This window comes from Halalkaliarchaeum desulfuricum (assembly GCF_002952775.1).
In the GTDB taxonomy this organism is placed as follows: Archaea; Halobacteriota; Halobacteria; order Halobacteriales; family Haloferacaceae; genus Halalkaliarchaeum; species Halalkaliarchaeum desulfuricum.
Genome location: NZ_CP025066.1, coordinates 2,234,524 through 2,259,839, shown reverse-complemented (window position 1 = coordinate 2,259,839; position 25,316 = coordinate 2,234,524). Strand labels below are relative to the sequence as shown.

At 55.5% G+C, this 25,316-nt stretch carries 17 protein-coding genes; 4 read left to right on the top strand and 13 right to left on the bottom strand.

Annotated features, from left to right (window positions below; translation table 11 throughout):
- Window positions 1-322: 322 nt before the first annotated feature.
- The gene (locus AArcSl_RS11295; RefSeq protein ID WP_119819149.1) at window positions 323-1,093 is read left to right on the top strand and encodes an SWIM zinc finger family protein; all 771 of its coding nucleotides are present in this window, start codon (window positions 323-325) and stop codon (window positions 1,091-1,093) included.
- A gap of 340 nt (window positions 1,094-1,433) precedes the next feature.
- Here the strand turns inward: AArcSl_RS11295 and AArcSl_RS11290 are convergent, their stop codons facing one another.
- The 6 genes from AArcSl_RS11290 to AArcSl_RS11265 form a co-directional block, all read right to left on the bottom strand.
- On the bottom strand, window positions 1,434-2,069 hold the full coding sequence (locus AArcSl_RS11290; protein ID WP_119819147.1) for an HNH endonuclease: 636 nt from the start codon (window positions 2,067-2,069) through the stop codon (window positions 1,434-1,436).
- A gap of 318 nt (window positions 2,070-2,387) precedes the next feature.
- The gene (locus tag AArcSl_RS11285; RefSeq protein ID WP_119819144.1) at window positions 2,388-5,840 is read right to left on the bottom strand and encodes an ATP-dependent helicase; all 3,453 of its coding nucleotides are present in this window, start codon (window positions 5,838-5,840) and stop codon (window positions 2,388-2,390) included.
- Window positions 5,837-6,742, bottom strand: coding sequence for a RecB family exonuclease (locus tag AArcSl_RS11280; protein WP_119819141.1), 906 nt, complete (start codon window positions 6,740-6,742; stop codon window positions 5,837-5,839). The genes AArcSl_RS11285 and AArcSl_RS11280 overlap by 4 nt, the downstream gene beginning before the upstream one ends.
- Window positions 6,739-8,796: a PD-(D/E)XK nuclease family protein gene (locus AArcSl_RS11275; RefSeq protein ID WP_193588466.1), complete on the bottom strand. Its 2,058-nt coding sequence runs from the start codon at window positions 8,794-8,796 to the stop codon at window positions 6,739-6,741. The genes AArcSl_RS11280 and AArcSl_RS11275 overlap by 4 nt, the downstream gene beginning before the upstream one ends.
- A 5-nt stretch (window positions 8,797-8,801) precedes the next feature.
- The gene (locus tag AArcSl_RS11270; protein ID WP_119819138.1) at window positions 8,802-10,922 is read right to left on the bottom strand and encodes a phospholipase D-like domain-containing protein; all 2,121 of its coding nucleotides are present in this window, start codon (window positions 10,920-10,922) and stop codon (window positions 8,802-8,804) included.
- Window positions 10,923-10,985: 63 nt separating this feature from the next.
- Window positions 10,986-13,655, bottom strand: coding sequence for a Piwi domain-containing protein (locus AArcSl_RS11265; RefSeq protein WP_119819135.1), 2,670 nt, complete (start codon window positions 13,653-13,655; stop codon window positions 10,986-10,988).
- Window positions 13,656-13,912: 257 nt separating this feature from the next.
- Between AArcSl_RS11265 and AArcSl_RS11260 the strand changes: the two genes are divergently transcribed.
- On the top strand, window positions 13,913-15,592 hold the full coding sequence (locus AArcSl_RS11260; RefSeq protein ID WP_119819132.1) for an AAA family ATPase: 1,680 nt from the start codon (window positions 13,913-13,915) through the stop codon (window positions 15,590-15,592).
- 16 nt (window positions 15,593-15,608) lie between these two features.
- Here the strand turns inward: AArcSl_RS11260 and AArcSl_RS16645 are convergent, their stop codons facing one another.
- The 3 genes from AArcSl_RS16645 to AArcSl_RS11245 form a co-directional block, all read right to left on the bottom strand.
- Window positions 15,609-17,114 carry a hypothetical protein gene (locus AArcSl_RS16645; protein WP_133412154.1) on the bottom strand — a complete coding sequence of 502 codons (1,506 nt, stop codon included), beginning with the start codon at window positions 17,112-17,114 and terminating at the stop codon, window positions 15,609-15,611.
- Between the two features lie 357 nt (window positions 17,115-17,471).
- Window positions 17,472-17,975, bottom strand: a complete 504-nt coding sequence (locus AArcSl_RS11250) for a hypothetical protein (RefSeq protein WP_119819125.1) — start codon at window positions 17,973-17,975, stop codon at window positions 17,472-17,474.
- A complete protein-coding gene (locus AArcSl_RS11245) occupies window positions 17,965-18,471 on the bottom strand; it encodes a nucleotidyltransferase domain-containing protein (RefSeq protein ID WP_119821939.1) in 507 nt (168 codons plus the stop codon). Before AArcSl_RS11245 ends, AArcSl_RS11250 begins: the two co-directional genes overlap by 11 nt.
- Before the next feature lie 445 nt (window positions 18,472-18,916).
- Here AArcSl_RS11245 and AArcSl_RS11240 point away from each other — a divergent pair, with 445 nt between their 5' ends.
- A complete protein-coding gene (locus tag AArcSl_RS11240; protein WP_119819122.1) occupies window positions 18,917-19,654 on the top strand; it encodes a hypothetical protein in 738 nt (245 codons plus the stop codon).
- Between the two features lie 63 nt (window positions 19,655-19,717).
- Here the strand turns inward: AArcSl_RS11240 and AArcSl_RS11235 are convergent, their stop codons facing one another.
- From AArcSl_RS11235 to AArcSl_RS11225, 3 genes are all read right to left on the bottom strand, one after another.
- Window positions 19,718-20,695, bottom strand: a complete 978-nt coding sequence (locus AArcSl_RS11235) for an ATP-binding protein (RefSeq protein WP_245883222.1) — start codon at window positions 20,693-20,695, stop codon at window positions 19,718-19,720.
- 10 nt (window positions 20,696-20,705) lie between these two features.
- Window positions 20,706-21,566 (bottom strand): IS5 family transposase, encoded by an 861-nt coding sequence (locus AArcSl_RS11230; protein WP_119819118.1) that lies wholly within the window; start codon window positions 21,564-21,566, stop codon window positions 20,706-20,708.
- 107 nt (window positions 21,567-21,673) lie between these two features.
- On the bottom strand, window positions 21,674-23,053 hold the full coding sequence (locus AArcSl_RS11225; RefSeq protein WP_119819115.1) for an anaerobic sulfatase maturase: 1,380 nt from the start codon (window positions 23,051-23,053) through the stop codon (window positions 21,674-21,676).
- A 173-nt stretch (window positions 23,054-23,226) separates the two neighbouring features.
- Between AArcSl_RS11225 and AArcSl_RS11220 the strand changes: the two genes are divergently transcribed.
- On the top strand, window positions 23,227-23,646 hold the full coding sequence (locus AArcSl_RS11220; protein ID WP_119819112.1) for an EamA family transporter: 420 nt from the start codon (window positions 23,227-23,229) through the stop codon (window positions 23,644-23,646).
- A 71-nt stretch (window positions 23,647-23,717) separates the two neighbouring features.
- On the opposite strand, the gene AArcSl_RS11215 is transcribed toward AArcSl_RS11220, so the two are convergent.
- Window positions 23,718-25,229, bottom strand: coding sequence for an aldehyde dehydrogenase family protein (locus AArcSl_RS11215; protein WP_119819109.1), 1,512 nt, complete (start codon window positions 25,227-25,229; stop codon window positions 23,718-23,720).
- Between the last annotated feature and the right edge of the window lie 87 nt (window positions 25,230-25,316).

Sequence of the window (25,316 nt, the reverse complement as noted above, 5' to 3'; positions counted from 1 at the left end):
CTAACTACCGACCGTTAAAGCCTGTAGCGAGATCGACAACGCTGTCGCGTCGACGGTTGACCGTTGCCGACATTTCCTTTCATCGTGACATTGCTCGCCTGGTTGCAACTCAGCAGGAAAGATTGAGCGACTAAGAATGGTTAGCTGCATACGCTTTTGAGGTCCTGATTCTGTTTCTTTACTCTTGAAAGCGATCCATCGACAGGAATCTTGAGGTCCCGTATCCAGCAACATTACAATTAGTAATCTTGCAATCTTCAACCGTTTTAGCTAGCATAAAGCGAAGTTATTTTTATAACAACACTACACAAAGACATTTAGCATGGTTGACCGTCGCCGGCAATGGCGGGCCGAAAATCAAGATATATTTGTCAGATCGAAGGCCGGGAAAAATACGTACATAGTAAATGGTAATAGGGGAATCAACTATGAGGTTGATATCTCAATTCCAGTATGTGAATGTCCAGATTGGAAGAAAAATCAACCAGGCGGTGGGTGCAAACATATTCTTAAAGTAAAACTAAAGGAAAATATCATAGAACCATTACCCAGTGCGAAAACAAATTTTGGAACACCGGAATCCCGCTCTCCCGGAAATTATGCAGAAAATTGGGATGAACTTAGAATTCGAACATTAAAACAGGACAAATGGGAGTGTCAAAAGTGCGGTAAGAGAGGTGGTCCATATGGTAATGAAAGAGTTGATGTTCATCACATCGTACCGAAATCAAAAGGTGGGGAAGATCGAATTAATAATTTGATAACACTATGTCATAGTTGCCATGAGAAGGAACATGGCCATACAATTCCTACCGGTAAAATGGACCGTTCCAATCAAAAAACTACATTAGAAACCCAAAAATTGGCAAAAGACAGAGACTTTTCATCTTGTAATAGCTCTCAGGAAGCGAATGAACTCAATGGACCATCGGTTTCAAAAACAGGTCCCCGAAATCTGACTGAAGAGATAGTATGGACTGGATCATCTCAGGAATGGTGGCATTTTGTAGCCTTAGCTAATCTTTACAACACATCTCGGAGTGACTTCAGATCAAAGACTAGGTATAAAGGTTTATCTCAAAAAAAGATCTGACTACATATCAGTTTCAGCACCACAAAGTCGGGAAATAACCTCAGTTAGTTCAAGTGATCTCAACAAAGCCGAATTCACCGGTACTGTTGTTCAAACAGACAATCTGGTCGTGTTGAAACACGCCGCTAAGTACCAGTCGAACCGGCGCCACTGGCTATTTCTGCCCAGAATGTCATGATCACCGATCTAAAAGCACGAGCGTCCCCACCCACTGCTGTGGTCGCGTGATTGAAACACGGTCGTCTCATTTGGTCGCTGGCGGCGGGCAGTATGAATGGTATATCGTGGTGGTTGACTCTTCGCGTCGCCACCCCTCGCCGGTGTTCGTGAAAGGCCCCAGTTATCGGTTCAACAGCAACCGGATCTGAGTTTTTAACTCTTCGAGAAATGCGGATCTGGCGGGTTCCGAGTCCGACGGGTCATCGATTTCGTGCAGCGTCCGGTTTGTGGTTCCGTCTTGGGTTTCGATCGACTCGTCGTATTGCGTCGAACACGATTCGCACTCGACGAGCTTGACTTTTGATCCTGGTTTCAACCCTACCCAACTGACGGTTAGTGTGAATGACCCACAGTTCGGGCAGCCACCGTATTCCTCGTTCCGACCACGATCAACCTGACGCTGGGCCTCATCTTTTGTGTTGTCGGATTTTCCGAGGCGAACGTATCCATCCTCGTGGTCGTCAGTTCGATAGTACCGTTCGATGGCGTTCGTTACTCGATCGGAGAAATCCCCGGCATGGAATGAAACCGGAGCGATTCCCTCTCCGTGAATGGCGTTGTGACACGCTTTACAGACCGTCACCAAATTCGTTTTCTTGTGTCGGCCGCCCTGGCTTATCGGGACAATATGATGGGCATGAAGCTCCGTATTGCCGATCCGACCGCCTCGCGCGCCACAATTCTGACAGCGATATCCGTCTCTGCGATACACTTCTCGTCGGCGCCTGTTCCAATCGTCGGGGTAACGATCAGCCATTTCCCCTGGATAAAACTCAACCCCCTGCGGTTAAATGTGTATTGCTAACCTGAAACAGGAACAGCCAGAGTGAACCCTAATAGCGATAACCAGAATTGAGATGCGTCTTTGACAGGAACGAAGCGGTGGTGTTAGTAATGTCAGCCCAGATCACCCGCTTCAAACGGATCTGTGCACAACTCGCAAAAACTGTCTTAGGCCGTCCGACCCCGAACTTTAGCGGGGGAAGGCGTCTAGGCCGACTGCTACCACCTCAAGTATCGCTGAATCCTTCGTAAAGTCGGTACTGATCTTGGCTCCATCCCCACGGGGAGTGAACTACTCTTCGAATCCAGGCCCGACGGTGAACGAGTCCGGTGCACAAGGCAGTTGGTTGTGTTGACACCACTGACAGTGGTCGCCAGCACTGTACCGACTGAATGAGAACTCAGCAATGCGGTCCATTGCCTCCGTTACATCGTTTCTGACTGTTTCTAGCTCAGCGTCGCTGAACGGTCGGGACTCGATCTTCGGGCCAATTTCTCCGACATAAGCGTATCCCGCGCGTGCCACTGGCTCGTCGTACAGGTCGCGGCACGCTAATAGATAGATCGGCAGTTGCTTGTCGTCTTGCAGGTCACGGTGGCGCTCCGTTGCTTTGTAATCGATGACGAGGAGCTCGTCGTCCGGTGTTCGGTAGACTGCGTCGATGTAGCCGACGAGCTCGTGCCCATTAATATCGAGTTCGAATTTCCGTTCTGCGTCGACGACTTCGTAACTGGAGAGCGCTAACTCGAAGTACCGGTCGATGCACTGTTTCGCCGCCGGGAGCGCGTCCTCGGCGCGACGCTGGCTGGCGAGTCGCTCGCAGATCTCGTACCACTCCTCACGGTGTTCTATCTCTTGATTCGCGGCTTGCTCTGCGGTGTCGTGAAACAGTAATCCAATTTCGCGTTGTGACACACCACCCCCGGGACCACTCGTGGTCTCCTGGTAATCGGAGAAGGCGTTGACGACGTACTCCAAGTAGTGATTCCGTGGGCACTCCTCGTAGGCCGCTAACGACGTGTAGCTGTGAGAGAGCGATGGTGAATGAGTCGCCGGGCCAGTCAGCGACGCAACCCGAAGGATCTCCCGCTCGGTTCTCGGTGAGAGACTCCCGTCAAGGGTGGCCGTAGCAAGGGTTAGCACGCGGTCGCGCGCAGCCTCAACGCTGAGATCTTCCCCATCGTGAGTGACGGCACCGCCGATGTTTCCGACAGTCTCGCTGGCCAGCGTGTTGGTCCAGTCTACTGCCTTGTCCAGGAGACACTCCTGAACGTCGTCCCAGAGTGGGAGCTGTCCTCGCTCTGCCTGCCACGGGATTCGGGGTGGCAGAATCTCGTCGACCGTCTCTGAAACCGGATGTAAGTCCGCGTCGTCATCTTCCTCGCTTCCACCCTGTAGGACGAGGATGTCTTCGGCGCGTGTAATCCCGACGTGGAATACACGGCGTGTCTCACGGGAATCACGCTCAACAAAGTCCTCGGCGAACGCCGCGTCTGCACCGTCCGAGAGTCCCGTTTCGAGCGCGTCGTACGTGCGTGAGCTCGGTGCCCACTCGTCGGCAGTAACTTGCGGGATGAGGGCGACGGGGAAGTCCAGCCCCTTGCTCTTGTGGATGGTCATCACGTTGACCGCGTCGTCTGCGACGTCCGGTTGGCTCGTGGGTGTGGTGCCACTTTCGTCGAACAGGGAGTCGTAGTGTTCGAGCGAGTCGATGAACTCCGGGGTGAGCGGTGGTTGGACGGCACTGTCCCCGTACTGTTCGATGACGTTCTCAAGCTGGGTGAGATCGCGGCGCTCCTGCTCGCTGAGATACCACTCGATGTTCGTGAGATCCGTGAGTTCGCGGTACAGGTGACTGAGTGATGCCGAGTCACGGAGGTTGAGCAGTTCCGTGGCGTGCTCACGGGCTTCTGCGACGCGGTCGGGTTCCTCAAACTCGTCGAGCGGTGTGGTACGGAGCGTGTCGACGAGCGGGTCGTCGCCGACGTTGAGCGTGCGGAGGTCTGCGTCACAGAGCCGGTACCGCATCAGGAGGACGCGATTCCAACTCACCTCGTCTTCGGGTCGAGCGAGCGCTTTCAGATAGGCGGTGACAGTCCTGACGCCGACTGATTCGGTGGCCAAATTGCCAGCAACTTGGTACGGGATGCCAGCATCGTCGAATTCCTCAATGACGGGTGTCGCGTGGTCGTTTTTCCGGACGAGGAGGGCGATGTCACCTGGATCGTACGCCTCGTCGAGGTTTTCTGCTGCACCGCTCAATAGATTCTGGACGACGGTACGAAGTTGGGCCGCGCCGTCTGCGTCGTCCTCGTCTTGGAGTTCGACGGTAGCGACACTGTCCCCGTCATACGCGGGTTCGTCGACGCGTTTCAGTGTCTTGTGTCGTTCGCGGTGGTCGAGTTTCTGAATCGCCTCGTTCGCCAGATCGAGGATCGGTTGTCGGGAGCGGAAGTTCTCCTCCAGCGGTTCGTCAGTGAGTGCCGTGAATGCTCGGTCGAGTTCGTCGGTGATGTTGGCGACGTGTGCGCCGCGCCACTCGTAGATCGCCTGGTCGTCGTCACCGACGACGAACAGGTTGTCGTCCGTGACGAGTGACGTAACGAGGTCGAACTGGAGGCGGTCCGTGTCCTGGAACTCGTCACAGAACACGTAGTCCCACCGGTCGGCGATTTCCTCACCGACCGGCGAATCCATCAGTGCAGCTGTCTCGACGACCAGGCCGTCGAAGTCGATGAGATTCCGCTCGTCGAGTTCTCGCTCGTACGCCGCATACCCTGCCGTCAGGTCACGGGCAGTGAGACAGTCAGAGAGGAACGAATCGAGGTGATCTGTGAGTTCAAGATCGAGGTTCCCTGGAATCCCTGTCGGCGCGCCGCTTGCGTACCCGCCGAGCATGTATTTCGGGAGTTTATACGCGTTGTCTGGTAGTTCTCGCTCGCCCGCTTCATGGGCCTCGAACGCGGCTTCCAGCGCCTCACAGAGGTCAACGAGTCGGTCGAGGAAATCGCGCACGCTAGCTTCCATGCCGTCCCTCCCTAGCGCGTCACGTTCCGTAACGAGCTCTGCGCGTGCATCTGGGAGCGAGTCCAGCACGCTCGAAACCGAACGGCCACCCAGGTGGTCGCTGGCAATCGCCTCGATTCGCTCCCGAACGTCGACGAGTTCGTAGACGCGGGCAGCAGGACCGAGGAATTCGTCGATGTCTTCGGGCGTGATGCCGTTTCGTTTCATCGACCCGATGAAATTGAGGAGTTTCGATGCCGCTCCGGACGCGTACCCGTTATCTCCGTACACGTTCGGTTTGACTGCCCGGTACTCGATCTCGTCAAGCACGTCCAGCACGATGGCGTACTTCTCGGCGTCCGTGGCAACCTCGAAGTCGGGGTCAAGGCCGGCTTCGTAGGCGTAGTCAGAGAGAATCTCGTTACAAATCGAGTGATACGTGTACGCGTCGATGTCGTACCCAGCAACTCCGAGTTTTGCGTTGAGTTTCTCCTGCATCGAGTTCGCGGCGTTGTTCGTGAACGTCAACGCGAGAATTCGATCCGGAGACACGTCCTCCTCGTCGATGAGGTGCTCGATCTTCCGCACCATCGTGAAGGTCTTCCCGGTCCCTGCCCCGGCGAGTACACGCATCGGGTAGGCGTCGGAGTTGATGATCCTCTGCTGTTGGGGCTCCGGGGAAACGTCTTCTTCCGGAACGGGGAACCACGAGGGGTACTCGTCAGTATCGTTGCTCATCGTCGCACCTCCGTCGACAGGCGGTCAGCACACATCTCTCGATAGTCACAGTCCGGGCACGCCTCCTCGTTGATGAGGTCGAACGGCTCCGGCTCGTAGGCTTCTCCCGTGATGCCGTCGTGCGCGGCGCGGATGAGCGCCCAGATCGTGTCGTGGTGCTCCGCGTAGATGTCCGTGGTTTCTCGTGGATAGCCACGGGCAGACACCTCGTACCCGGTTGGTGTGCTCTCGAACGACGTGCTGTTGAGCAGGCCGTAGAAACTGAACCGAACCGTCATCCCGCCCTCGTAGAACGGTTCGTTCTTCACGCCCTCAATGTAGGTCGCCGTCTGGAACGCGTTTCGCACACGCTTTGGCTCGTGCGCCTCACCGTCGCGGTGCTCGCCGAGATACTCGGCTGTCCTGGAAGAAAGGACACCGCGCGTGTTCCGCTTGTAATCGAAGATGTGCAGTCCTTCGTCCGTCCGAATGACGTTGTCAGCTTTCCCGTGGAGGCCGCGGCCATCGCGTTCGCATTCCACCCAGCACTCCGTGGCGACCGAGTGACGTGCGTGCTCGATGCCGTCACCGCCATCCGGGTCGAAGAACGACTCGACGGCAGCCCGGTTCTCACGCCGCTGGTATTCCTGATGGGCGTCAGATTCGTAGTCGTCCGAGTTGCTGTGTTCCGCCCACTTCGCCGCGAAGATATCCATCGCGCGGTCGTGAATTGTCTCTGCAGCATCGTCACGCTCGGTCGCATCACACACGTCCTCGATGGTCTCGTGATAGATCGTTCCCTGATTGAGGTAGAGTTCTGTCCTGTCCGGCGTGTTCACATCCTGGACGTACCTGTAATCGTACAGTCGCGGACACGTGGCGTAATTTGCCAGCCGCGACGGGGAGAGCGATTCAGAACTCATCGCTGCACCTCCCCGTTGGCAAACTCGACACGCGCACGCAACGCCTTGCGAAGCTCCTCCCCACGCGCCCCGCTTTTATCGAGTACGTCCTGAATCTCCCCGAGTTCAGCTTCTACTTCGTCAAGTGACACTGTCACGTCCTGGCTGTTCGCGCGCCGCACCTCCGCGAGCGCGTCATCAACCCGCGACAGAAGATAGTCTTCCGCCGCCTGCTCACTGGTGATGTGTGGGTCGGCGGCTTCGGTGACCCACGACAGATCGTCGTACGCCGCGGTCAGGAACCGTGATGCCTGCGCCCGCTCTTCAAGCGCCGTGTCTTTGTACTCGTAGAGACAGCAGTACAGCCGCTCTGTCGCTGTCTCTGCGCCGATAGCCAGGCCTCGCCGTGCGTGCTCCGTGTGGTACCGTGTGAACGCTCGCCCGGATGCCGTCGATTCAGTCGGGAACGTCGCATCCACATCCGCTCCATCGAGTTCCGTCACACCAGGGTAGTCCGGCATCGACGCGACTCGCTCACTCGGGAACAACCGTGTCAGAAGCGGGTCACCTGGGTACTCACTGTCGACGAGATTCACGAGAAACACCGCGCGGAAGGACTCGTTCTTAACCGCTTGCAAGTGATCGACGCGGACGCCGCCGTCTAGATCCGTCGCACTCGTCTGATTCTGCTGCGATGCGTACTCGTGAGCGCGTTCGAGCATCTCCTTGAAAGACTCCCACGTCGCATCCACGAACTCGGTCTCTTCGACGAACTCGGCCATCCGGAACGCTCGCTTGACGTTCCCGAACTGCGCCCGCGCATCCAACGGAGCCGCCCGCTCCGCGATCCGCTCTTTCAACCCGGAGTCCGTCGTCCACCAGCGAATCCCGTCTTCGAGGCTATCCATCTCACTGACACGGTCCAAGCGCTCTGTATCGAGCTCCGGACCGTGGTCGGGTACATTATCTCCATCGGCGGCGAGATACCGAACCGCCGCGAGGATTACCCGGATCGCTGGATCGTCACCGAACCCGGTGACGGTTGTCGATTCCGTTGGAATCCCGGTGCCTTCGAACGCTTCGATAATGTCCGTAACAGTGCTGCCGCTTTGCTTCGTGGCGACCGCGATATCGTCGTAACTCCAGTCCGGCTGCGCGACGAGCTCCTCGATTTCGTTCGCAATCTCGGCGAGTTGTTCGTCGCTAGAGTCCGTAGCGAGAACGGAGACCGACCCGACTCCCGGATCCTCCGGAACCGTTGCTTCGGCGAAATAGGCTGCCGTCGCAGCTGGTCGCGTCGACGGTGGCCCCGACGCACCACGTCGGGACTCGCTGAACGAGACGTAGTCCGTGACCGGCCCTGTCTCGACCCACGAACGGCGCACACTCGCGTTCTCTTCAGCGACACAGACGAGATCGCAGTCTCCAGCGAGTGCGTCGAGATACGCGCGGTCAAGCGGGAAGAATTCCTCAAACTCGACTGCAAGCACCGTATCGAAATCGACGACGTCATCGCGGGCTTCCCCGGTGAGGACATCGAGCGCTTCCGAGATGAGTTGCCCGCGCTCCATATGATCGTGCTCGGCGAGCCACTCGTGAAACGCGTCGAGCGCAGCCGCGATGTCACAGAGTTCCGGGGTTTCATCAGGCGTGACCACCTGCCAGGTGATCGTACTCATCACAGCGTCTACGTCCTCGATGAACGACGGCTGTTCAGACGCCCGTTGGAGGTATTCGGTTTCCCATTCGTAGTCTGCCAGGAATCGATGGAGGAGTTCACGCCGCAGCGCATCAGAGAGAATGACGCGGTCATCAGTCTGGTTGAGGACATCGGTTGCGTGCACCACCGGCGACGTCACGTACGGGATCGCTGCGCCCGGCAGTTCCTCACCTATCGTCTCCCGAAACGTGTCCGTACTCGTCGGCGCACCCGTGATGACGAGCACGTCCTCAGAATCGTACTCGTCGAGGAGCATCCGGTATTCGTCTCGTGCTGTCCGTTCGACGTTCTCGGCACCGAACGGTACCGTGACTAACGTCCCGTCGAACCGCCGGTGAGATGAGTGATCAGACATGTCTATTACCCTCGGACGAGCCGCGTAACCCGAGACAGAACACCAGTGTTGTCAGCGGCTGTCTCGGTATCGCGTCGTGCAGCTTCGATGATACCGGACTCATCAATCCAATCTTGGAACCTGTTCGCGCTTTCAAACTGTACCGCCGGCCCGTAAATATTGGCTCGGATATGGGCTGGTGTGGCCTTCTGGAACTCCCAGCATTGCTGCTGATCCAGATTCGCTGAGAAATCAGCAACAATCCGCCCGTCGTCCTTGAAATCGAGTTCACACAGCCCGTCGGATAAGGCACTGATCCACTTTCGACGCCCCGGATCGTGCTCCTGCTCGGCGGGTGTCTCCAGCGGCACGTACTCCGGCGGTTCCTTCCCGGCGTACGCGTACAACTCCGCGAACACGTCCCGAGCATCCGCGAGCCGATCCGACTGGTCTGGAAGCGAGATATCCCGCTGTAAGAACAGATGGGCGAACCACGGGAACAGGTTACAACTGTCTGCTTGCCCCGCGATCTGCGCGGCTGCTTCGCGTTCGTCCTTCTTCAGTTCGGAGAAGTTGACGTTGAAATCCAGCGTCTTCATCCGAGTGCGGAGTTCGGATTTCGGCTTCGTGGAGTCGTTCGAGGAGAAAATGAACGTCGGCATCTGGATGGACCCGTCCCACTTCCCCTCCCAGTACGACTTGATGATGTCCCGGTCGATTTTCGACTTCGCCACGTCGTCAACGATGTACGGGAAAACAGTGTCCGACGCACGAGCGCGCTCAATGTTGTTTTTGACGAAGTCGTCCCCGGTCGTGACCTCCTGTACGTACCCGTTCGAAATGAGCCGCGTTCCGAACCGCAGGAACATGCCTTTCCCGCTGTCGTTGTCACCGTGGAGAAACAGGAACGGGAGGTCCTTATCCAGCTCTGCGGACTCGTATTCGGCGTAGTGATGGGCACAGTAGTTAGCGAACGGAGCCCAGCAGAAGTAAATAATCCCCTCGTAGAAGTGCGCCCGTGTCTCCTTTGGCGTTCGCGTTTCGCCGAACTCGCCGACAGTTTCGATGTACTGCTCGATCAGGTCGAGTGCGTCAGCGACTCCCTGCGGGTCATCCGGTAGTGGTGCCGTGAGTTCTAGAACGGAGTCGTCAACCCGCAATCCGACCTGTTTGTCGTCTCTATCGACGTTGAGGTCTGGATACCCGGTGAAGGTTTCTTTGTACCGCGCGATACCGGCGGGTGTCGCTACGATTTCGCCGTCGTTGATCCGAATGTTATTGGCAGATAGTGTGTCGTCGAGATTCGAGATCGCGTCTTCGAGTCCCTGTGGAGAGAGGCGGACTCGCTTGTCCGGGCTGATCTCGGTCGGATCAGTATCCGTCTCTTCAGCGGCGAATACCGCTTTCTCTGCCTCTTCGGCGTCGGTGACGACGTTGTACGTATTGACCTGGTCATCGTCAACTGCTTCGTCGAGCCGGGCGTTCAGCTCGGCGACCGGGTCGTCACTGAACTCGTCGCCACCCAGCCAAATATCGTAGATCTTCGCCTCTTCTTCTGCCGTTTCGGCGTCTTCGATCTCCTCGGTGAGGTCCTCCATGAACGGCGTCGCGTACTCCTTATGGAACGCGTAGAGCCGTTCGAACCACTCGTCAACGGGCGTGTCTCCATCGGTACGCCAAGCGATGTTGACGTTAGTTTGCTTGCTCCCCTGCCAGGCCTGCTTGGAGAGGTTCGCCGACCCACAAATGAGTGTACGTGACCCGTCCTGGTTCTCGACGATGTAGAGTTTCGTGTGAAGTAGGACGCGGGCGGAATCGACGGTGTGGATGAGCAGATCACCGTCTTGGCGCAGCGATTCCAGTTGCGCGGCGATTTTCTTTGCGTTGCTCGTGTTTTTCAGCGAGCGCCGGTAGTCGTCGTGCTGGTTGTCCCCGACGATGACCTCCAGTGAATCTACTGCGAGGTCCTGGTTCTGAAACATTTTGTAGATGAACGCGGGGGACTGACTGTACGTGACGCAGTAAACGTGCTGGGCGTCACCGAAGTAGTTCAGGAAGCTATCCCATGATTTGTCGGCAGCCATCTCCAGTTCGGCGGTGCTGCCGTCGTCGAACTCGACTGTGGCTTCGAATTCTGTCTTAGTCATGCGAGGGTTATCGGTGTGTCGACGGGTACGTGGGTGGTTGTGTGGGCCTGTGATGGTGCATGGTCAGATGTACGGGACGCCGCGGATGACGCTGCCTTTGGTGAGGTATCCATTCATGGCGAAGTCGGCGCATTTGTCGGCGTAGTACGTGGTGATGGGGAGTCGCGTGGACCGGCTCAGCGACCCGACATGTGCTTCCGAGAGCCAGTAGGTTTGCTCCGCGAGCGTGTCGAGATCTGTCGATCCGTGCCGTTTCACGATCTGTAGCGGTCGCGGCGTGCCAGGGCTGCCCTCCTTTCCGCCGGTCGTGGTCAGGTAGGAGTGCTCGCCGTTGTGGACATGGAAGGCGACGCCTTTGTCCGCGATAACGAACTGTGAGTTCGATTCGTCGTACTCGGCGATACGGGGGTTCCCGGATTTCCGAATCTCGACGAGGTCGAACCGTTGGATGAGATCGCGGGCTTTGTCGAGACGGTTGATGAGGCTCTCGACGTCGAGGTAGAACTTCCCGTCCCGATGGATGACGACGTGTCGTGGTGGCCGCCCCTCTTCCTCTGCGAAGATTTCTAGAACGTGCTTGATGACGTTCGCTACGTCATCCTCGTCGAACGTCTCGCCAGCCTGTTTCGTGACCGCCTCGGACGCGAGGATCGTTCCGTCAGCCATGATGACGTTCGCGGCCGCGCCGAGGTGTTGCTTGGTCGCGTGGTCGTACGTCACGTCGAGCCCGACGAACGCATCAACGTCCCCAGGAACTTCGTCGATACGCCACGGCACCCCGCCCGCTTTCCCAATAAGGGACGAGCAAATGTTCCCGCGGTAGTTGCTGTTGCCGAGACTGTCGACAGAGATCATCTGACTCGGCACGCCGAGTTGTCCGAGCTGACGCTTAAACTCGGGATACGGGTCATCGTAGTCCGCTGTCCTAGCCTCTTCTTTCTCCGGTACCACGATCAGTGCCGCATCGTAGTCGCTCGCTTTCTGTGCGTGCTGGGAGTAGTGGAACTCCGAACCGAGTTCGTAGGTGTCGCGGTCGAACTTAGTCGGACTCGCATCGTAGTCCGCGAGCTTGTTGAGCAGCGAGAGCACGTACGGCCGTGCGTCATCCTCCTCTTCTTTCGGGTACAGCGCGATGACGTCGAACGACTCGGGTGCCTTGTAGATCCCGTATCCCTTCCGTTCCAGCCCGCCGGCCCCGTAATATCCCGTTTTCCCATCGCCAAATCGAAGGTTCGGGATATTCGGCGTCTTGTGCTCACGGTACCCCGCGTTCGTGGGCTGCGGGATAGGGTCGAAGCCGAAGTATGGCGTCGGGCCAAGCAAGTCAACGAACGACGTGACGACGTTGAACCGCTTCTCCGGTTTCATCCGGCTCTCGTTGTGGATAACGTTCAGGAACGTCTCATCAACCCTGCCCAACTGGTCAAACGTCGGGATAACCTTACAGTATTCCAGGAGTTGCGGGAAGATCGAATCCTCGCCGCTCCCGTACTGCAGATCCGCGATGATCGGGTCACTCTCCCGCATCGAATCGATGACGTCCTGCTCGACGTACCTCTCGTGGTACTCCGACATTGGAACACCCGGCCCGTCCAGCACGTCATCGTAGTCCATGTCGACGATCTCCTCGACCGTCGCCGTGCGAGCACTGTCGTACAGGTCAGTGTCGTGCTCGACATTCACGCCGGCAATATCGTGCCCGCGCTGCACCCACTCGGCGGCGGAGAACGTCGATTCAAGATGATAGGCGACATTCACACCGCAGATCACGGTTCCATCAGCATCGACGCGAATCCGGCATTTGTACTTCCGATAGGCTTCGAACAACCCGCTGCTCGCTGTTCGCTGCGGCGTGGGTTCAATAATCGAATCGATCCCCGACACCTCGAAACGACCCGTGACCGCGCGCTTCACATCTTGCTTGACGAACTCTTGAAGTGGCCCATCGTTCGTGTACGAGCGCGCCTCCAGCGCCGTCTCTCCCTGATGTACAGGCTCGACCGTGTACCCGTGGATCGAAATCGTGCCGTGGAGTTTCTCGGTCGCGTAGATGCATCGCTGGGACGCATCGGCTGTGATCACAGGACTCCCGATTCGTGACTGGTAGTAGTTCGCCGCTTTCGCTGTGAACCCCTCGATCCCGTTCGTGAAATCGTCTGGATCGATCCCTCCTCTCCCGGTCGCGCGGAGTTCATACTCGTGGACCGTGAGCTCCGGAAGTTCCCCGAGTTCGAACTGCAACAGGTAGTTCCCCTCCGACAACGGTTGCTGGTGTAAGAGCTCACCACCCCCATCTGTCGTCGGGCGTGGCTCGCTCGTTACTTCACTCCCCCGCACGAACTCCGTCTCTTCGTTCGGTTCTGCCTCTTTTGCGGACCGGCTATGATCACTCCCACTGGATCGCTCAGCCGGAGAGTTCTCAGACTCGCCACTCTGGGCCGCAGCCGGCGGCTCATCTAGTGGCGTGACGGTCAGGTCATACCCTGCGTTGAGTTGCATCTCACCGCGGAATTCGTTCCCGACCGCGTTCTCCAGTTCGTACCAGCGCCCAACGCCCCACTCGAAATCCGAGGCCTCGTTATTGTGGAACACAGTCAGTTCCACTGGTGTTCCTTCGACGTCCTCAAACTGGACTTTTCGAGCGATATCGTCGTGATCCCACTCGTCAGTCCCTGTGACGCGCAGTGAGATATCGATCTGTTCCCCATCCTCGATGTCGGCCTTCACTGCCATCTACACCGACCAACGGACGCCCAGAATAAATATTTTTCCACTAGGCGAATCTAAAACACGAAAACTGAATTTTAGATGAATTACAATAACGTAACTCTTCTAAATACGGTTCGGCGGACGCTGCGGAGACAGCACCAGACAACGACGAGGCCGTGAATAGTCCTCAAAAACCGCGGAGAACAGAGATCTTCAGATAGAATTAAAATAGGGACATCAGGATACGTGAATATTTGTACTAGCGCAGAATAATCGGTTCTATGCTTGATACAGGGAACGCAGAAGAGTTCATCGATGACGCGGAACACCACAACCAGTGGTGGAGTGACGGCGCTTCCCCAGAACTATCGCAGGCAACAAAACTCACCCCTCGCTCTGATTTCCACAGCGTCCTCAAGAGCACAAACACTCACTATACTGACGATGTCAAGAGTCTCGTCTACGCAATTCACGGACAAACCGGCATCGGCAAAACCACGCTTCTCCACCAACTCATCGCAGCACTCCTCAACACAACTGAATTCCCACACCAAAACCAAGACCTCGAACTCACCTCCGCGTTTTCCCCCAGACAAATCCTTTACCTTCCTTTAGAAGACTCGCTGTATCAGCTGGAACGCCCAGGCAACGACATCAAACGCCTCAACCAGGTTATCGACTATTTCCAGACACACGTCGCCCCCCGTCAAGGACAAAAATTCATTCTTCTCGACGATGTCCAAGCCCTTGATCTCGACGAGAACCGCAAAGCAGAGCTACTTGATCTCATCGACGACAATACGTACGTATTCCTAACCGGCAACGTCCACGCACAGGTCTCCTTCTCAAACGTCGGAACCGCTGACACCGTCGATGAATTCGAAGGCCCATGGCCCATCCTCCCGATGAAATTCATCGACACCGTCCAAACCGGCGAGGGTCTCGGTGTCGAATTCAATAAGGAATTCCGAAACAGACTCGAACAATTCCAATCGTCCGACTTAGACGGTCCGTCGCCAATCAAAACAATTCGAACCGGGCTTTCCGGAACGAATTCGGAAACCAGTCTCGACACAGCGGTTGAGACACTCTCGGAACTCTGCTTCGACATCTTCGACACGGACGACCGAAACAACCTCCACGACGCTGCGCGCGCATACCTCCGAACAGGTGGTACCCTCCACCAAACAGACGACGCATCGATCCGTAACGACCTCGCAAAATCCCACTTCCTCCTATTCCTCTACAAAGAACTCGCCAAATACCGATCCATCCAACAACCCGAAAATCTCCACCGACTCAGTTCCATCGCCGCCACCAACGCCGGTGACGAACTCCAGTACACCGACCTCAGCGATCAAATCGGCGTCGACAGGCGAACCGTCGACAACTACCTCGACGTACTCGACGAAGGAATCGCCGTCACCGAATCTCACGACTACTCCCTGCGACGCTACCGCCGGACCCGCTTGTACCTCCGCAACCCACGGCACCTCGTTCTCCTCTCTCAACGCCAGGAACACCACGGCTTCGAGGCGTACGAACGACAAGACACCCTCAACCACGAATTCGAATACAAACTCGCCCGCACCGTCGCCTTCGACCACGCCAAACGACTCGCCTTCAACGTCGGAGCATACGACGTCGAATACACCGAAACCGAATCCGGCCTCGTTGACTACATCCTCCACCGCAACGGACACGTCCTCCCATTCGTCCTCTCCTACCACCCGTATACTGACAACGCCGAAACAATCGCCGAAGAATTCGACCCAGAGGCCGGGCAGCATACGAAATCAGACAGTGAAGAACTTCGAGACATAGACTACAAAGCGCCGTACCGATTCATCATCACTGACAGCCTGCCAAAGGAAGTCAGAGAAAATGAAACGTTGATTATCGAAAAAGATGCCGTCAGCGTTTGTTATCTGCCGTACTGGCTGTTCTTACTCATCTGCTGAGTTCAAACGGGTACTGTCAACTAGTGATGTGCTGTTTTTCGTGGGATGAAGTATCGGTATCAGGGTTTTCTTCTCGTTGATTCTCTATGACGTGGTGGAATCGGTCGTTGATGTCGTAGAGGTATCCTCTCGTTTCAGGGACCGTGTCAGAGAGCTTTGTGATGTTGGCCGCTGGTGGAGCGTTGGCGAGGATATCGACAGCGTCTTGCTGCCGGTCATTGAGATCTTCGTACGTCTTTTCCTTTGCTTTCAGTCGATTGCTGCGACGGTCGATTCCGATATACTCCGAAAGTGTTTGTCGAATCGTACTCCTTGAGATGTGGATCCCGATGGCAGTAAGTTTGTTCTGTAGTTCTCGATCGGTGGAATGGTCGATTGCCTCGTGTGCACTAATTATGGTACGTTGCGTCTTCGTCCATGAATCTGCGTCGAGGGTCGTGTCGATGTCGAATGGGGCGTTTGACAGGTTTAACTCGTTCCTCATTTCGGAGACGTGCCCGCCTTCTGCGACGAGAATGTGTGGGTAAATGTACTTCAAGAATGTCAGCCAGCCCTTGTTGCAGTCCAGCCGGTTAGCTATATCAGCCAGCGTTTCGTTGTCGTCTTTGTTGACTATTGCTTTGATGGCGCGTTGTTCCTTTGCCGTTAAATCGTCCAGGTTCTGTTTTTCCCACCCGTACAATACCTTGTACACGAGTGACTTCGAAATCTCCATGCCGTGTTCCTGCGTGAGAATTTCGTGAACCTCAGCCCGGGTTTTGTCACCAAGCGCTTCGTATGCTGCGATGATCTTTGTTGCCGTAGGGCTCCAGCAGTCCGGAACCGCCTCGACGTCATACGGAAAGTTTGGTCCTGCCTCTGTCGAATTCTGCAAGGAATGGTCGTCAGGTGTTACTTGATTTGATCCATCAGTAATGCGTGACGATTGTTTCGGCGCTGCTGATTCTGAAGTCGTCTCTCCGGTTGCAGAACCCTCATTTTGGACCGGTTCGCTGACTGGATCGTCATATGGCGAGGCACTCAGGGGGGTGGGATCCACTTTATCAAAGTCAACCCAGTCAGGTTCAACGGACTCTTCGGTCGACTCACTAGGACCGGATCGTTGGGCATCGTTCGAATCCGACCAAGAGGGGGCCTTTTCGACGTATTTTTTAATTGTTCTTCGGACGACTGAATTCGAATAGTCGATCCGCTCGTCACGAATTAGTTCATGGATCTTGGTATAGGAGGCCTCAGGATTGTTGTACGCTTTCAGCAAGATGATTTGTTTACTGAATGAGATTTCGTCAGTGATGTGTTCTAACCGAGTCTCCTCAAGTTGTACTTTGTTTGTGTTCTCGTAAGAGTGCGTCTGGCCGTTGCTTGCATGGACGTTGACGCCGATGGTGTAGCCGTTCACGCCGTCGTGAGGGCCGTGCGTGGCGCAGGTGATATGGGTGCGTACTTGTCGTTCTGTTGGCGCGCTATACGTACAGGAATCGTAAGGGCAGTAGAATTCTCCCGAGGTTGTTTTGTCACTCATGTGTGATCGTGTTTGTCGAGTTGGACCCGGCTATCTAGGGGGACCTGTGACCGTTAGATCCCGGCGTCGGGCGCTGTAGCGTTCTTTGCGACTGTCCTTCTCGTATGTGTAGTATTCTCAACTTCAGATTTATATACTTTTTGGGGGGTTACAATAGTGAATTAACTTTTTCTCTGCTATAAGTGAATAACTCCCCGGTCAGGAGAAAAGTCATAGGGGTGGACAGGACTCCTAGCAATTACTCTGCCGTCTGGATTTCAGTAGGGACTCCGTGAACTCTGTGAAGAAATCCATTTAAATAACTAGTAGTATTTCTATCCAATTATTTTTCATGACTTCATGTAACCCAGGGGCGAGTTACTCAGTATCGCAACTACACCGCGAGTGAGCGTCCGCGAACTCCACGACGTACGCGTGAACCTCCTCGGCCAAGTCATGCATCCCGGACGCCAAATCCCGACCCGGACGGTCGATATCGTAGTAAATTCGGGCGCGATGCTCCGATCGGAACGCGTCAATCCGGCCAGGAACACCCGTGTCAGAGAACACACTGCGTCCTTCGATGTCCTCGAACACTTGCTCGTGCGTTCGGAAATCCGACGACTCCGCCGCAGTCTGATCCACCAAGTAGAATTGGAACGATCGTTCAATCGCGTTGAACGACAACTCCACGATACTGACATAATTGTTCGTTCCGTGACGTAATTCCCGGCACGTCCCCAGCATCGCACACGCCTTCCCGAGTTGCACGTCCCCATCCGTTCGCTGCCAGGACAACGAGTCCTGCACCGGACCAGTCTCACCGTCGGCTAACAGCGTCTCAACGCGATCAACTGCATCGACGACGTCTTCAAGCCCCATTCTCGAACACCTCACTCTTCACCGCTTGTAATGCAGCGGTGTCGTGAATCGTGATGCCTTCCGTGAACACGTCACGGATACGGTCGTGACGCGCAGCAGACTCTCGTGTTTCCACCACGATGTGCGGTTCGTACCGATCGCCGGCGAACCGTTCGGACGCGATTTCATCTTCGATCCCGTGTGCGCGCCGCTGCGCTTCCATGCGGTCACCAGGCACGATAACGAACACATCAATATCGCTCGCCCGGTCCGCATCACCGCGTGCAACACTCCCGAACACCACCACGCCTGCATCATCGCCGATTCGTTCGAGGACCTGGTCTCGAATCGCTCGAACCGGGGCATGGTACTCAGACTGCGGGATTGACGTAACGCGGTCATCACCACGAACGAGTTTCGACGCGTTAATTTGAACGGCATTCGCGCGACCGTCACGGTCAACTGTCACCACACCGAGTTCTTCAAGCGACACGACAGCCGCATTCACATTCCCCATGCCTTTTCCCGTGAGACGGCGGAGTTCCCTGTTCGTGAACGTTTCACCCGGGTTATCCGTGAGTATCTGTAAGAGATCCGGGATTGCGTTGTGAGCGAACGCGTCACGATCACCGACCGGGACAGGGATGCAGATGTGCGTCCCGTCGCACGGAGGATTTAACCGAACTGTTTCACTGTTCATGAACAGCTAAACGGTTCAACTCAACTTAAAACAACCGGGTGTGACGTGTCAGTACTCGATCGACGTCCTCCCCGCGGTGAACCGTGAAGATCTCCACAGTCCCCGCGACTGCTAAGTTGGACGTGTAAATCTTTCACGTACCGTCGTTGTTCACATGGAATCACCATGGAATCGTTCCTTCCTGAAGTATTGGACTCCGGAGCGGCATCCACAACAAACATGCTACTGTCCGACGCGCGTTACGTTTAGGAGGTCCGTTTAGATGGGTACACTTGTCCTCGATATTGAAACCGCGAGCCCGCACGAAGAGCCGCCAGAGAGCTCGAATGACACCCAGTACTTCGAATTCTTCGCCGTCAGCCTCGCATACGCTGACGACCTGAACAACAGTCCAGAAACTGAGGTGTTGTTCCGACGCGGCGACTGGGACGACCAGTACACGATCGATCTTTACGAGCGTCTCTTCGAGTGGTGTGACCATCGCAGCATCGATCGTCTCCTCACCTACAACGGAACTTGGTTCGACGGCACGCACTTGCTGAACTGGGCCCGCAACATCGACGATAGTGCTGACCGAGACTTCTTGACACGCACAGAGGCCCTGTTCGAAAACCACGTTGATGTCGCGCTCGCGGCTGCCGATAAGTATGAAGCCGAACTCTGGGACGACCAGCACATCCTTCCTGACTGGAAAGTCTACGACCTCGTCGGCATCGATAACGACAGCGTCTGGTACGACGACTACGACTTCCCCGACACCTATCTCTCTGAGATCGACGAGAAAGCCGTCCAAGGCAAGCACATCGGGCAAATCCTCGGCGACACATACGTGCAAAACATCGAAGCCGGTATCGAACACACCAGCGTTCACAACGAACTTACACAACTCCTCAAAGACTACTGTCTCAGCGACGTCGCGGACCTCATCGACCTCTACACAGCACTCGGAGGTCCCCGCCTCGACGACACCTACCGACGGACTGCCGCCGATATCGCCTGAATTCGATTCACATCGCTATCTTGGTGCGCAACGTCACTGGAAAGGTTTTGAATCGAGGCCCACTCAGTCCGTTGTCTCACTCGACTCCGAATCCCCTGAAATCCGATGAATGAGTCTGTCTGCGGCTGTTGCCGCGGTGGCTGGTTCCAGTCCGTGCTGACAGTAGGTATCAACCACTGCTGACCGGATTTGTTCGTCAGGCCGCTTTGGGCGCGGATCAAGGTACCCCTCGTCGCGGAGACACTTCCGGAGTTTTTCGGTTTTGCGCGACCCGAATCGATGAATGTCTGGTACCTTCTCCAGAAGCGCGTCTGGATCGCCATCAACCTGGTCGGCCACCGCACTAACTTCGTCAATAAAGTTGTCGCTGACGGCGTCGATGGCTTCTAACACGTCACGGTCAACGGCTTTCCCGCGTCCAACTGTATACGCCTCAACGAATGCTTCCAATGCCGCGCCATGCTGCCGAACCTGTTCTCTGGATGTCTCTGACAGGAGGCCGTCAACAGCACCAACCTCCAATAACGATTTGAGATGTCCCCAGCGCTCGATGCCAGCAGTACGGAGTCGGTACAGTACCTCTGGATCCTCGGTCACGTACCAGAGCGGCGCCGAAGCCGCTCCCTGCCGTGGGTCGAACGTCGGCACGTCCAGTCGCTCACGGTATTGCCAGTGATCGCCGCCTTCCGGGGCTGGCACGTCGATTGCACCGGGTGTCTCGATTGTCGGCGGCTCCGAGATCGGGTCATGCCCGTCGCCCGCGGTTAGTTGCTGGAGACTGTATTCAATGTCCGCTTCTTCGAGGCGGTTCTCCCAGCGTGTGCGTTCATCGTGTCGGGCCGTGAAGTAGAACACCTGTCGCCCTTCTCGGGCCAAATCAATCACGGTGTCGAGGACCGTTTCGGCCCGTTGGTCGTCGAATGGTGCCAGCGTCTCGTCAAGCAACAACGGGGGCGCGGTCTCCTGTTCTCTGTGTTCAACGAAGGCGACCCGGACTGCTAACAGAACCTGTACTCGTGTTCCACTGGAGAGCTTGTTCAAATGGCCGTGTTTAATCGCCTGAAGGGAGTGGGATCTCTTGTTCTGCAGCCATCTTGATGTTATAGACGGCACACATCAGTGCAAGTTCACGAAATTCTCGGTACCAGGTACGCGCTCGCAGGGCGACGCCCAGCGAGCGCTTGACTGACGAGAAGACAGTTTCTGACATGGATCTCTGGTGGTAGAGATCGTCGTCAATCCGGGCGTTGTGGGCGTGATCGTAGGGCTTGTTGATGCAGTGTTTGATCAATGGCCGAAGATCAAGTTCCTCACGGAGGTACTCACGCAGCCACGTACAGTCATAACCCTTGTCTGCAGTAAGGATCTGCAACTCGTCCGCCTGCCGGCGGGCGAGTTGCTTGCAGATGTCGGCGTCACTTCCCTCTCTGGTGGTTGTGCAGTGCAAATCGAGGATCGCGTTTGTCTCTGTATCGACGAGTTTCGTGGCTTTGAGGTCCTGTACTTCGTATTTCGTCTTGGAGCAGTACGAGCGGCTCGCAGGCGAGCGCTCGAAGTACGTCGCGTCAATCGCTGCGATTGGTCCGGTGTTGTGAAGCTGTGCAGACTGGTGGAGAAGCGTCCGGCAGACTGCCATCTCAATTCTATCGAACGCGAGACATAACGTGGATGGATGTGGGAGATCGGCCGGTTCAAGGCCGATCTCCCGGGATATTCGTGGCATTTCCTTCAGGAGGTCGATCGTCATTCGATAGGTTGTATCGAGGGAAATCCGGAGACAGTGGATGGATATCATCGCGGCATCGGTGAACCCGCCGCTCCCTTCTGGGGCGGCAGGTTCGTCCCAATCATCGGCAACTCTTTTGACTGCGAAGACCACACGTTCGGTGAAGCGGAAGATTTGCGTTGGCACATTTCGCACTCTTCCGCTTCAACTCCCTTACTCTGGCGACTTGATCCCGTGCTGTCCAGAGATTAAACACGGCCAACTTAACGCGAACTTGAGGTGCACGCGTACTGTTATTGAATGGAATAGTGGTTATCAAGAGATTTAATTTGTTTCATTACATTAGTAAGTGGCTTGTTTTTGTTGTACTGTTTACGTAGGAGCGACAGGTATGGTTGAATGTAGTTGAAGAAGTATCGGTAGCTCGCACAAAGATAATTGAGTCCAAAATCTCCGGATGTTGTTTTAGCACACCGATTTTTGGGACACCCCCCATTACAGAAATTTCTAACGTTACAATTTTCACACAATTTTGGCAATCCCTCACGTTTGTATTCTCCAAACTGTTGTTGTTCGTTGCTCTCGATCATTGTCACAATATTCTCATCATGAATGTTTCCAAGTTTGAAACCTTTGTTGACGAAATGATCACAAGAATAAATGTCACCATTGTGTTCCATTGCGACTTGCTCCCCACACGTTTCTTTAAAAATACAATAACTAGGATTCCCCTGAATAGCAACTTCGAGACTCTGATCAAATAACCGTACAGATATCTCCCCAACATCGTTTCGGACCCATTCATCAAATATTTCTGTCATAAATATCCCATATTGTTCAGGGTCGACACTTCGCTCAGAGACTGGCGCCTTCCTTGCCAATTTTATTAGTTCTTTATACTCCGTATCGTTATTATCCGGATAATTGACCATTTCATTCACCCACCTGTAGTCGCACCGTTTTAATTCTCCTTTATTTTCATGATCAATATCCGATATTGGATCAATAGACCGTGACGTAGATGTATTTTCTTCTTTTTTGTCAAATTCCTCAATCAACGGGATAAATTGAACCCAATTTACATTTTTGTTCTTTAAAAAGTTGTACACACGGAGTGGATATTTACTATTATAATTGTTAACTACACATAATACGTTATATTTTATACCGTGCTTTTTTAGTAGTGAAAGACCATCAATAACTTCCTCAAACGTTCCGTGTCCGCTCCGTGTCCTTCGATACTTATTGTGAAGCTCTTTTGGACCGTCTATACTGATACCAACAAGAAATTCATTTTCTTTAAAGAACTTGCACCACTCTTCATTCAGTCGAGTTCCATTCGTTTGAATGCTGTTCATGATTTGTTTGTCAGGAGGAGCGTACTTTTCTTGAAGTCGGACAACCTTTCGATAGAAGTCAAGACCCCGCAGTGTCGGCTCTCCCCCTTGCCACGCGAAGGTCACCCGTTGTGTTGGCTGGGATTCTATGTACTGACGAATGAATTCCTCAAGCGTATTCTCGGACATTGCAAATTCAGCCCGCTCAGGATATAACTCTGATTTTTCTAGGTAATAACAGTACTCGCACTCAAGGTTACATGATGGACCGGTAGGCATCGCCATTACGTTATAAGGAAGATCAGCCACTCCAGTTTCAGTTGGTCTATCGGCCATACTCAAGGACACAATCAATTAGAAATAAAAGTTTCTATTGGGTTGATATCCCTGATACAGCGAAAAGTCCCAGGGTTTCCATGACAAGTGGTTATAGCCTAGGAATATTTGACTCTGAAGCCAATTAATTTTGTATCAAAACATCTTTTTTCCTCCGATTGTTTCAGTATGACATGATCAACCAGCCGATAGTATTAGCAATCGTAACAATGTTTGCGTGGGGTGGTTGGGCGATATTCGCCACTCTTTCCACGCAATCGTTACCACCAGCGATCGCGATAGTGTTATCCTACGCTGCTGGGACGGCGGTTACATTAGCGTACGTAGTTACACGCGGAATCAGGGTTGACCTCCTTTCGGTGCCGGCGGGTACGGAGTTCGCTATCCTCGCGGGGATCGTGTCAGCGATCGGTGGGCTCACGCTTTACGCCGGGCTCGGTAAGGGGGACGCAGCGATCGTTACCACAATTAGCGCTCTCTACTTCGTCGTTGCAGCCATAGCCGGAGTACTATTTCTCGGTGAAAGCATTACGGTTCGCGACTTTTTGGGGATTGTATTCGCAATCTTAGCAATTATCCTGATATCCTCGTAATCAGCCGATCTCATCCGAACGGAACGAAATAGATCTGTTCGCTCACATGAATTGTTTCGTGCTGGTATGGACTACACCGACGGTTCCGAGAGGTTGACGTAGACGGATTTCGTTTTGCGGTAGTGATCCAGCGCCTCGAGCCCGAGGTCCTTGCCGGCCCCTGACTCCTTGAACCCGCCGTAGGGTGCCTCCGGCAGGATCGGCCCGTACTCGTTGACGTAGATCAACCCCGCGTCGATGTCGGCTGCGGCGTTGTGGACCAGCGACGTCGACTCCGTCCCGATCCCGGCTGCGAGCCCGTACCGGGTGTCGTTTGCGATCTCGATCGCCTCCTCGTAGCTCGAAAACGGGATGATCGTCTGTACCGGCCCGAAGATCTCCTCCTGTGCGATCGTGTCGCTGTTTTTCACGTCTCCGAAAACGGTCGGCTCGACGTACCAGCCGTCCTCGAGTTTCGGATCGTCCGGACGTCCGCCCCCACACAGCAGCTCGGCTTCCCCGTTGCCGGTCTCGATGTACTCGGTCACGGTATCGAACTGGCTCTGGGAGGTGAGCGGCCCCATCGTCGTCTCCTCGTCGAGGGGATCCCCGAGGACGTACGACTCGGCTTTCTCGACGAACCGGTCGGTGAACTCCTCGAGTATGTCCTCGTGGACCAGCGCCCGGGAGAAGGCGTCACAGATCTCGCCGGTGCTGTAGAAGATGCCGTCGGCCACCGCGTCGACGACCCGGTCGAGGTCGGCGTCGGGGAAGACGACGAACGGCGACTTTCCGCCCAGTTCCAGTGTCACGGGCGCAACGCGGTCTGCGGCCGCGTGCATCACGCCGGCACCGACGGCAGTACTGCCCGTGAAGGACACCTTCCTGATCTCCTCGTGTTCGGTGATCGCCCCGCCCGCTTCGCTACCCTTTCCGGTCACGACGTTGAGCACGCCGTCCGGGAGGATGCCCTCCGAGAGCTGTGCGATCCGGATCGTCGTAAGCGGGCTATCAGTCGAGGGTTTGAGTACGGTGGCGTTGCCGGCCGCAAGCGCCGGGCCCAGCTTCCAGGCGGCCGCCCACATCGGGAAGTTCCACGGAACGATCTGCCCGACGACGCCGTAGGGCTCGTGTTTCGTGTACAGGTGGAGGTCCTCGCCGGCGGGGATCTGCTCGGCCCGCTGGGCACGACACACCGACGCGTAGTACTCGAGGGTGTCGATCGCGCCTTCGACCTCGCCGTGGGCCTGGGCCATCGGCTTGCCCGTATCGAGACACTCCAGCAGTGCCAGTTCCTCGACGTGGTCGGTAAGGACGTCGATCCACTCGAACATCACCCCGGAGCGCTCGCGCGGGGTCGTCGACTTCCACTCCCGGTCGAAGGCGTCCCAGGCGGCCTCGACGGCGGCGTCGACGTCTCTGGCGTCACACCGCGGGACCGCGAGAATCGGTTCGTCGATCGCGGGGTCGCGGGTTTCGACGCCCTCTTCCGTCCGGTAGTGGTCCCCGCCGATCCAGGCGGAAAACTCGATTCCGTCGGTTGCATCCTCGTGTGCCGATAGATGTCGCTCGCGCATGGCTGTCTCTCCGTGTGGCTCTGCCATGGTTCGGGTATCGATGCAGGTGTTCTTAAATCTATTCTCCTATCACTCTCCGTACGGATACTTTTATGAACTGCGGGGAAAATCTCC

Coding starts and splice junctions, on each gene's coding strand:
- AArcSl_RS11260 (WP_119819132.1), top strand. CDS start 13,913: ATGCTTGATACAGGGAACGCAGAAGAGTTCATCGATGACGCGGAACAC.
- AArcSl_RS11265 (WP_119819135.1), bottom strand. CDS start 13,655: ATGGCAGTGAAGGCCGACATCGAGGATGGGGAACAGATCGATATCTCA.
- AArcSl_RS16645 (WP_133412154.1), bottom strand. CDS start 17,114: ATGAGTGACAAAACAACCTCGGGAGAATTCTACTGCCCTTACGATTCC.
- AArcSl_RS11240 (WP_119819122.1), top strand. CDS start 18,917: ATGGGTACACTTGTCCTCGATATTGAAACCGCGAGCCCGCACGAAGAG.
- AArcSl_RS11215 (WP_119819109.1), bottom strand. CDS start 25,229: ATGGCAGAGCCACACGGAGAGACAGCCATGCGCGAGCGACATCTATCG.
- AArcSl_RS11285 (WP_119819144.1), bottom strand. CDS start 5,840: ATGAGCAACGATACTGACGAGTACCCCTCGTGGTTCCCCGTTCCGGAA.
- AArcSl_RS11275 (WP_193588466.1), bottom strand. CDS start 8,796: ATGTCTGATCACTCATCTCACCGGCGGTTCGACGGGACGTTAGTCACG.
- AArcSl_RS11225 (WP_119819115.1), bottom strand. CDS start 23,053: ATGGCCGATAGACCAACTGAAACTGGAGTGGCTGATCTTCCTTATAAC.
- AArcSl_RS11245 (WP_119821939.1), bottom strand. CDS start 18,471: ATGGGGAATGTGAATGCGGCTGTCGTGTCGCTTGAAGAACTCGGTGTG.
- AArcSl_RS11250 (WP_119819125.1), bottom strand. CDS start 17,975: ATGGGGCTTGAAGACGTCGTCGATGCAGTTGATCGCGTTGAGACGCTG.
- AArcSl_RS11295 (WP_119819149.1), top strand. CDS start 323: ATGGTTGACCGTCGCCGGCAATGGCGGGCCGAAAATCAAGATATATTT.
- AArcSl_RS11280 (WP_119819141.1), bottom strand. CDS start 6,742: ATGAGTTCTGAATCGCTCTCCCCGTCGCGGCTGGCAAATTACGCCACG.
- AArcSl_RS11220 (WP_119819112.1), top strand. CDS start 23,227: ATGATCAACCAGCCGATAGTATTAGCAATCGTAACAATGTTTGCGTGG.
- AArcSl_RS11270 (WP_119819138.1), bottom strand. CDS start 10,922: ATGACTAAGACAGAATTCGAAGCCACAGTCGAGTTCGACGACGGCAGC.
- AArcSl_RS11290 (WP_119819147.1), bottom strand. CDS start 2,069: ATGGCTGATCGTTACCCCGACGATTGGAACAGGCGCCGACGAGAAGTG.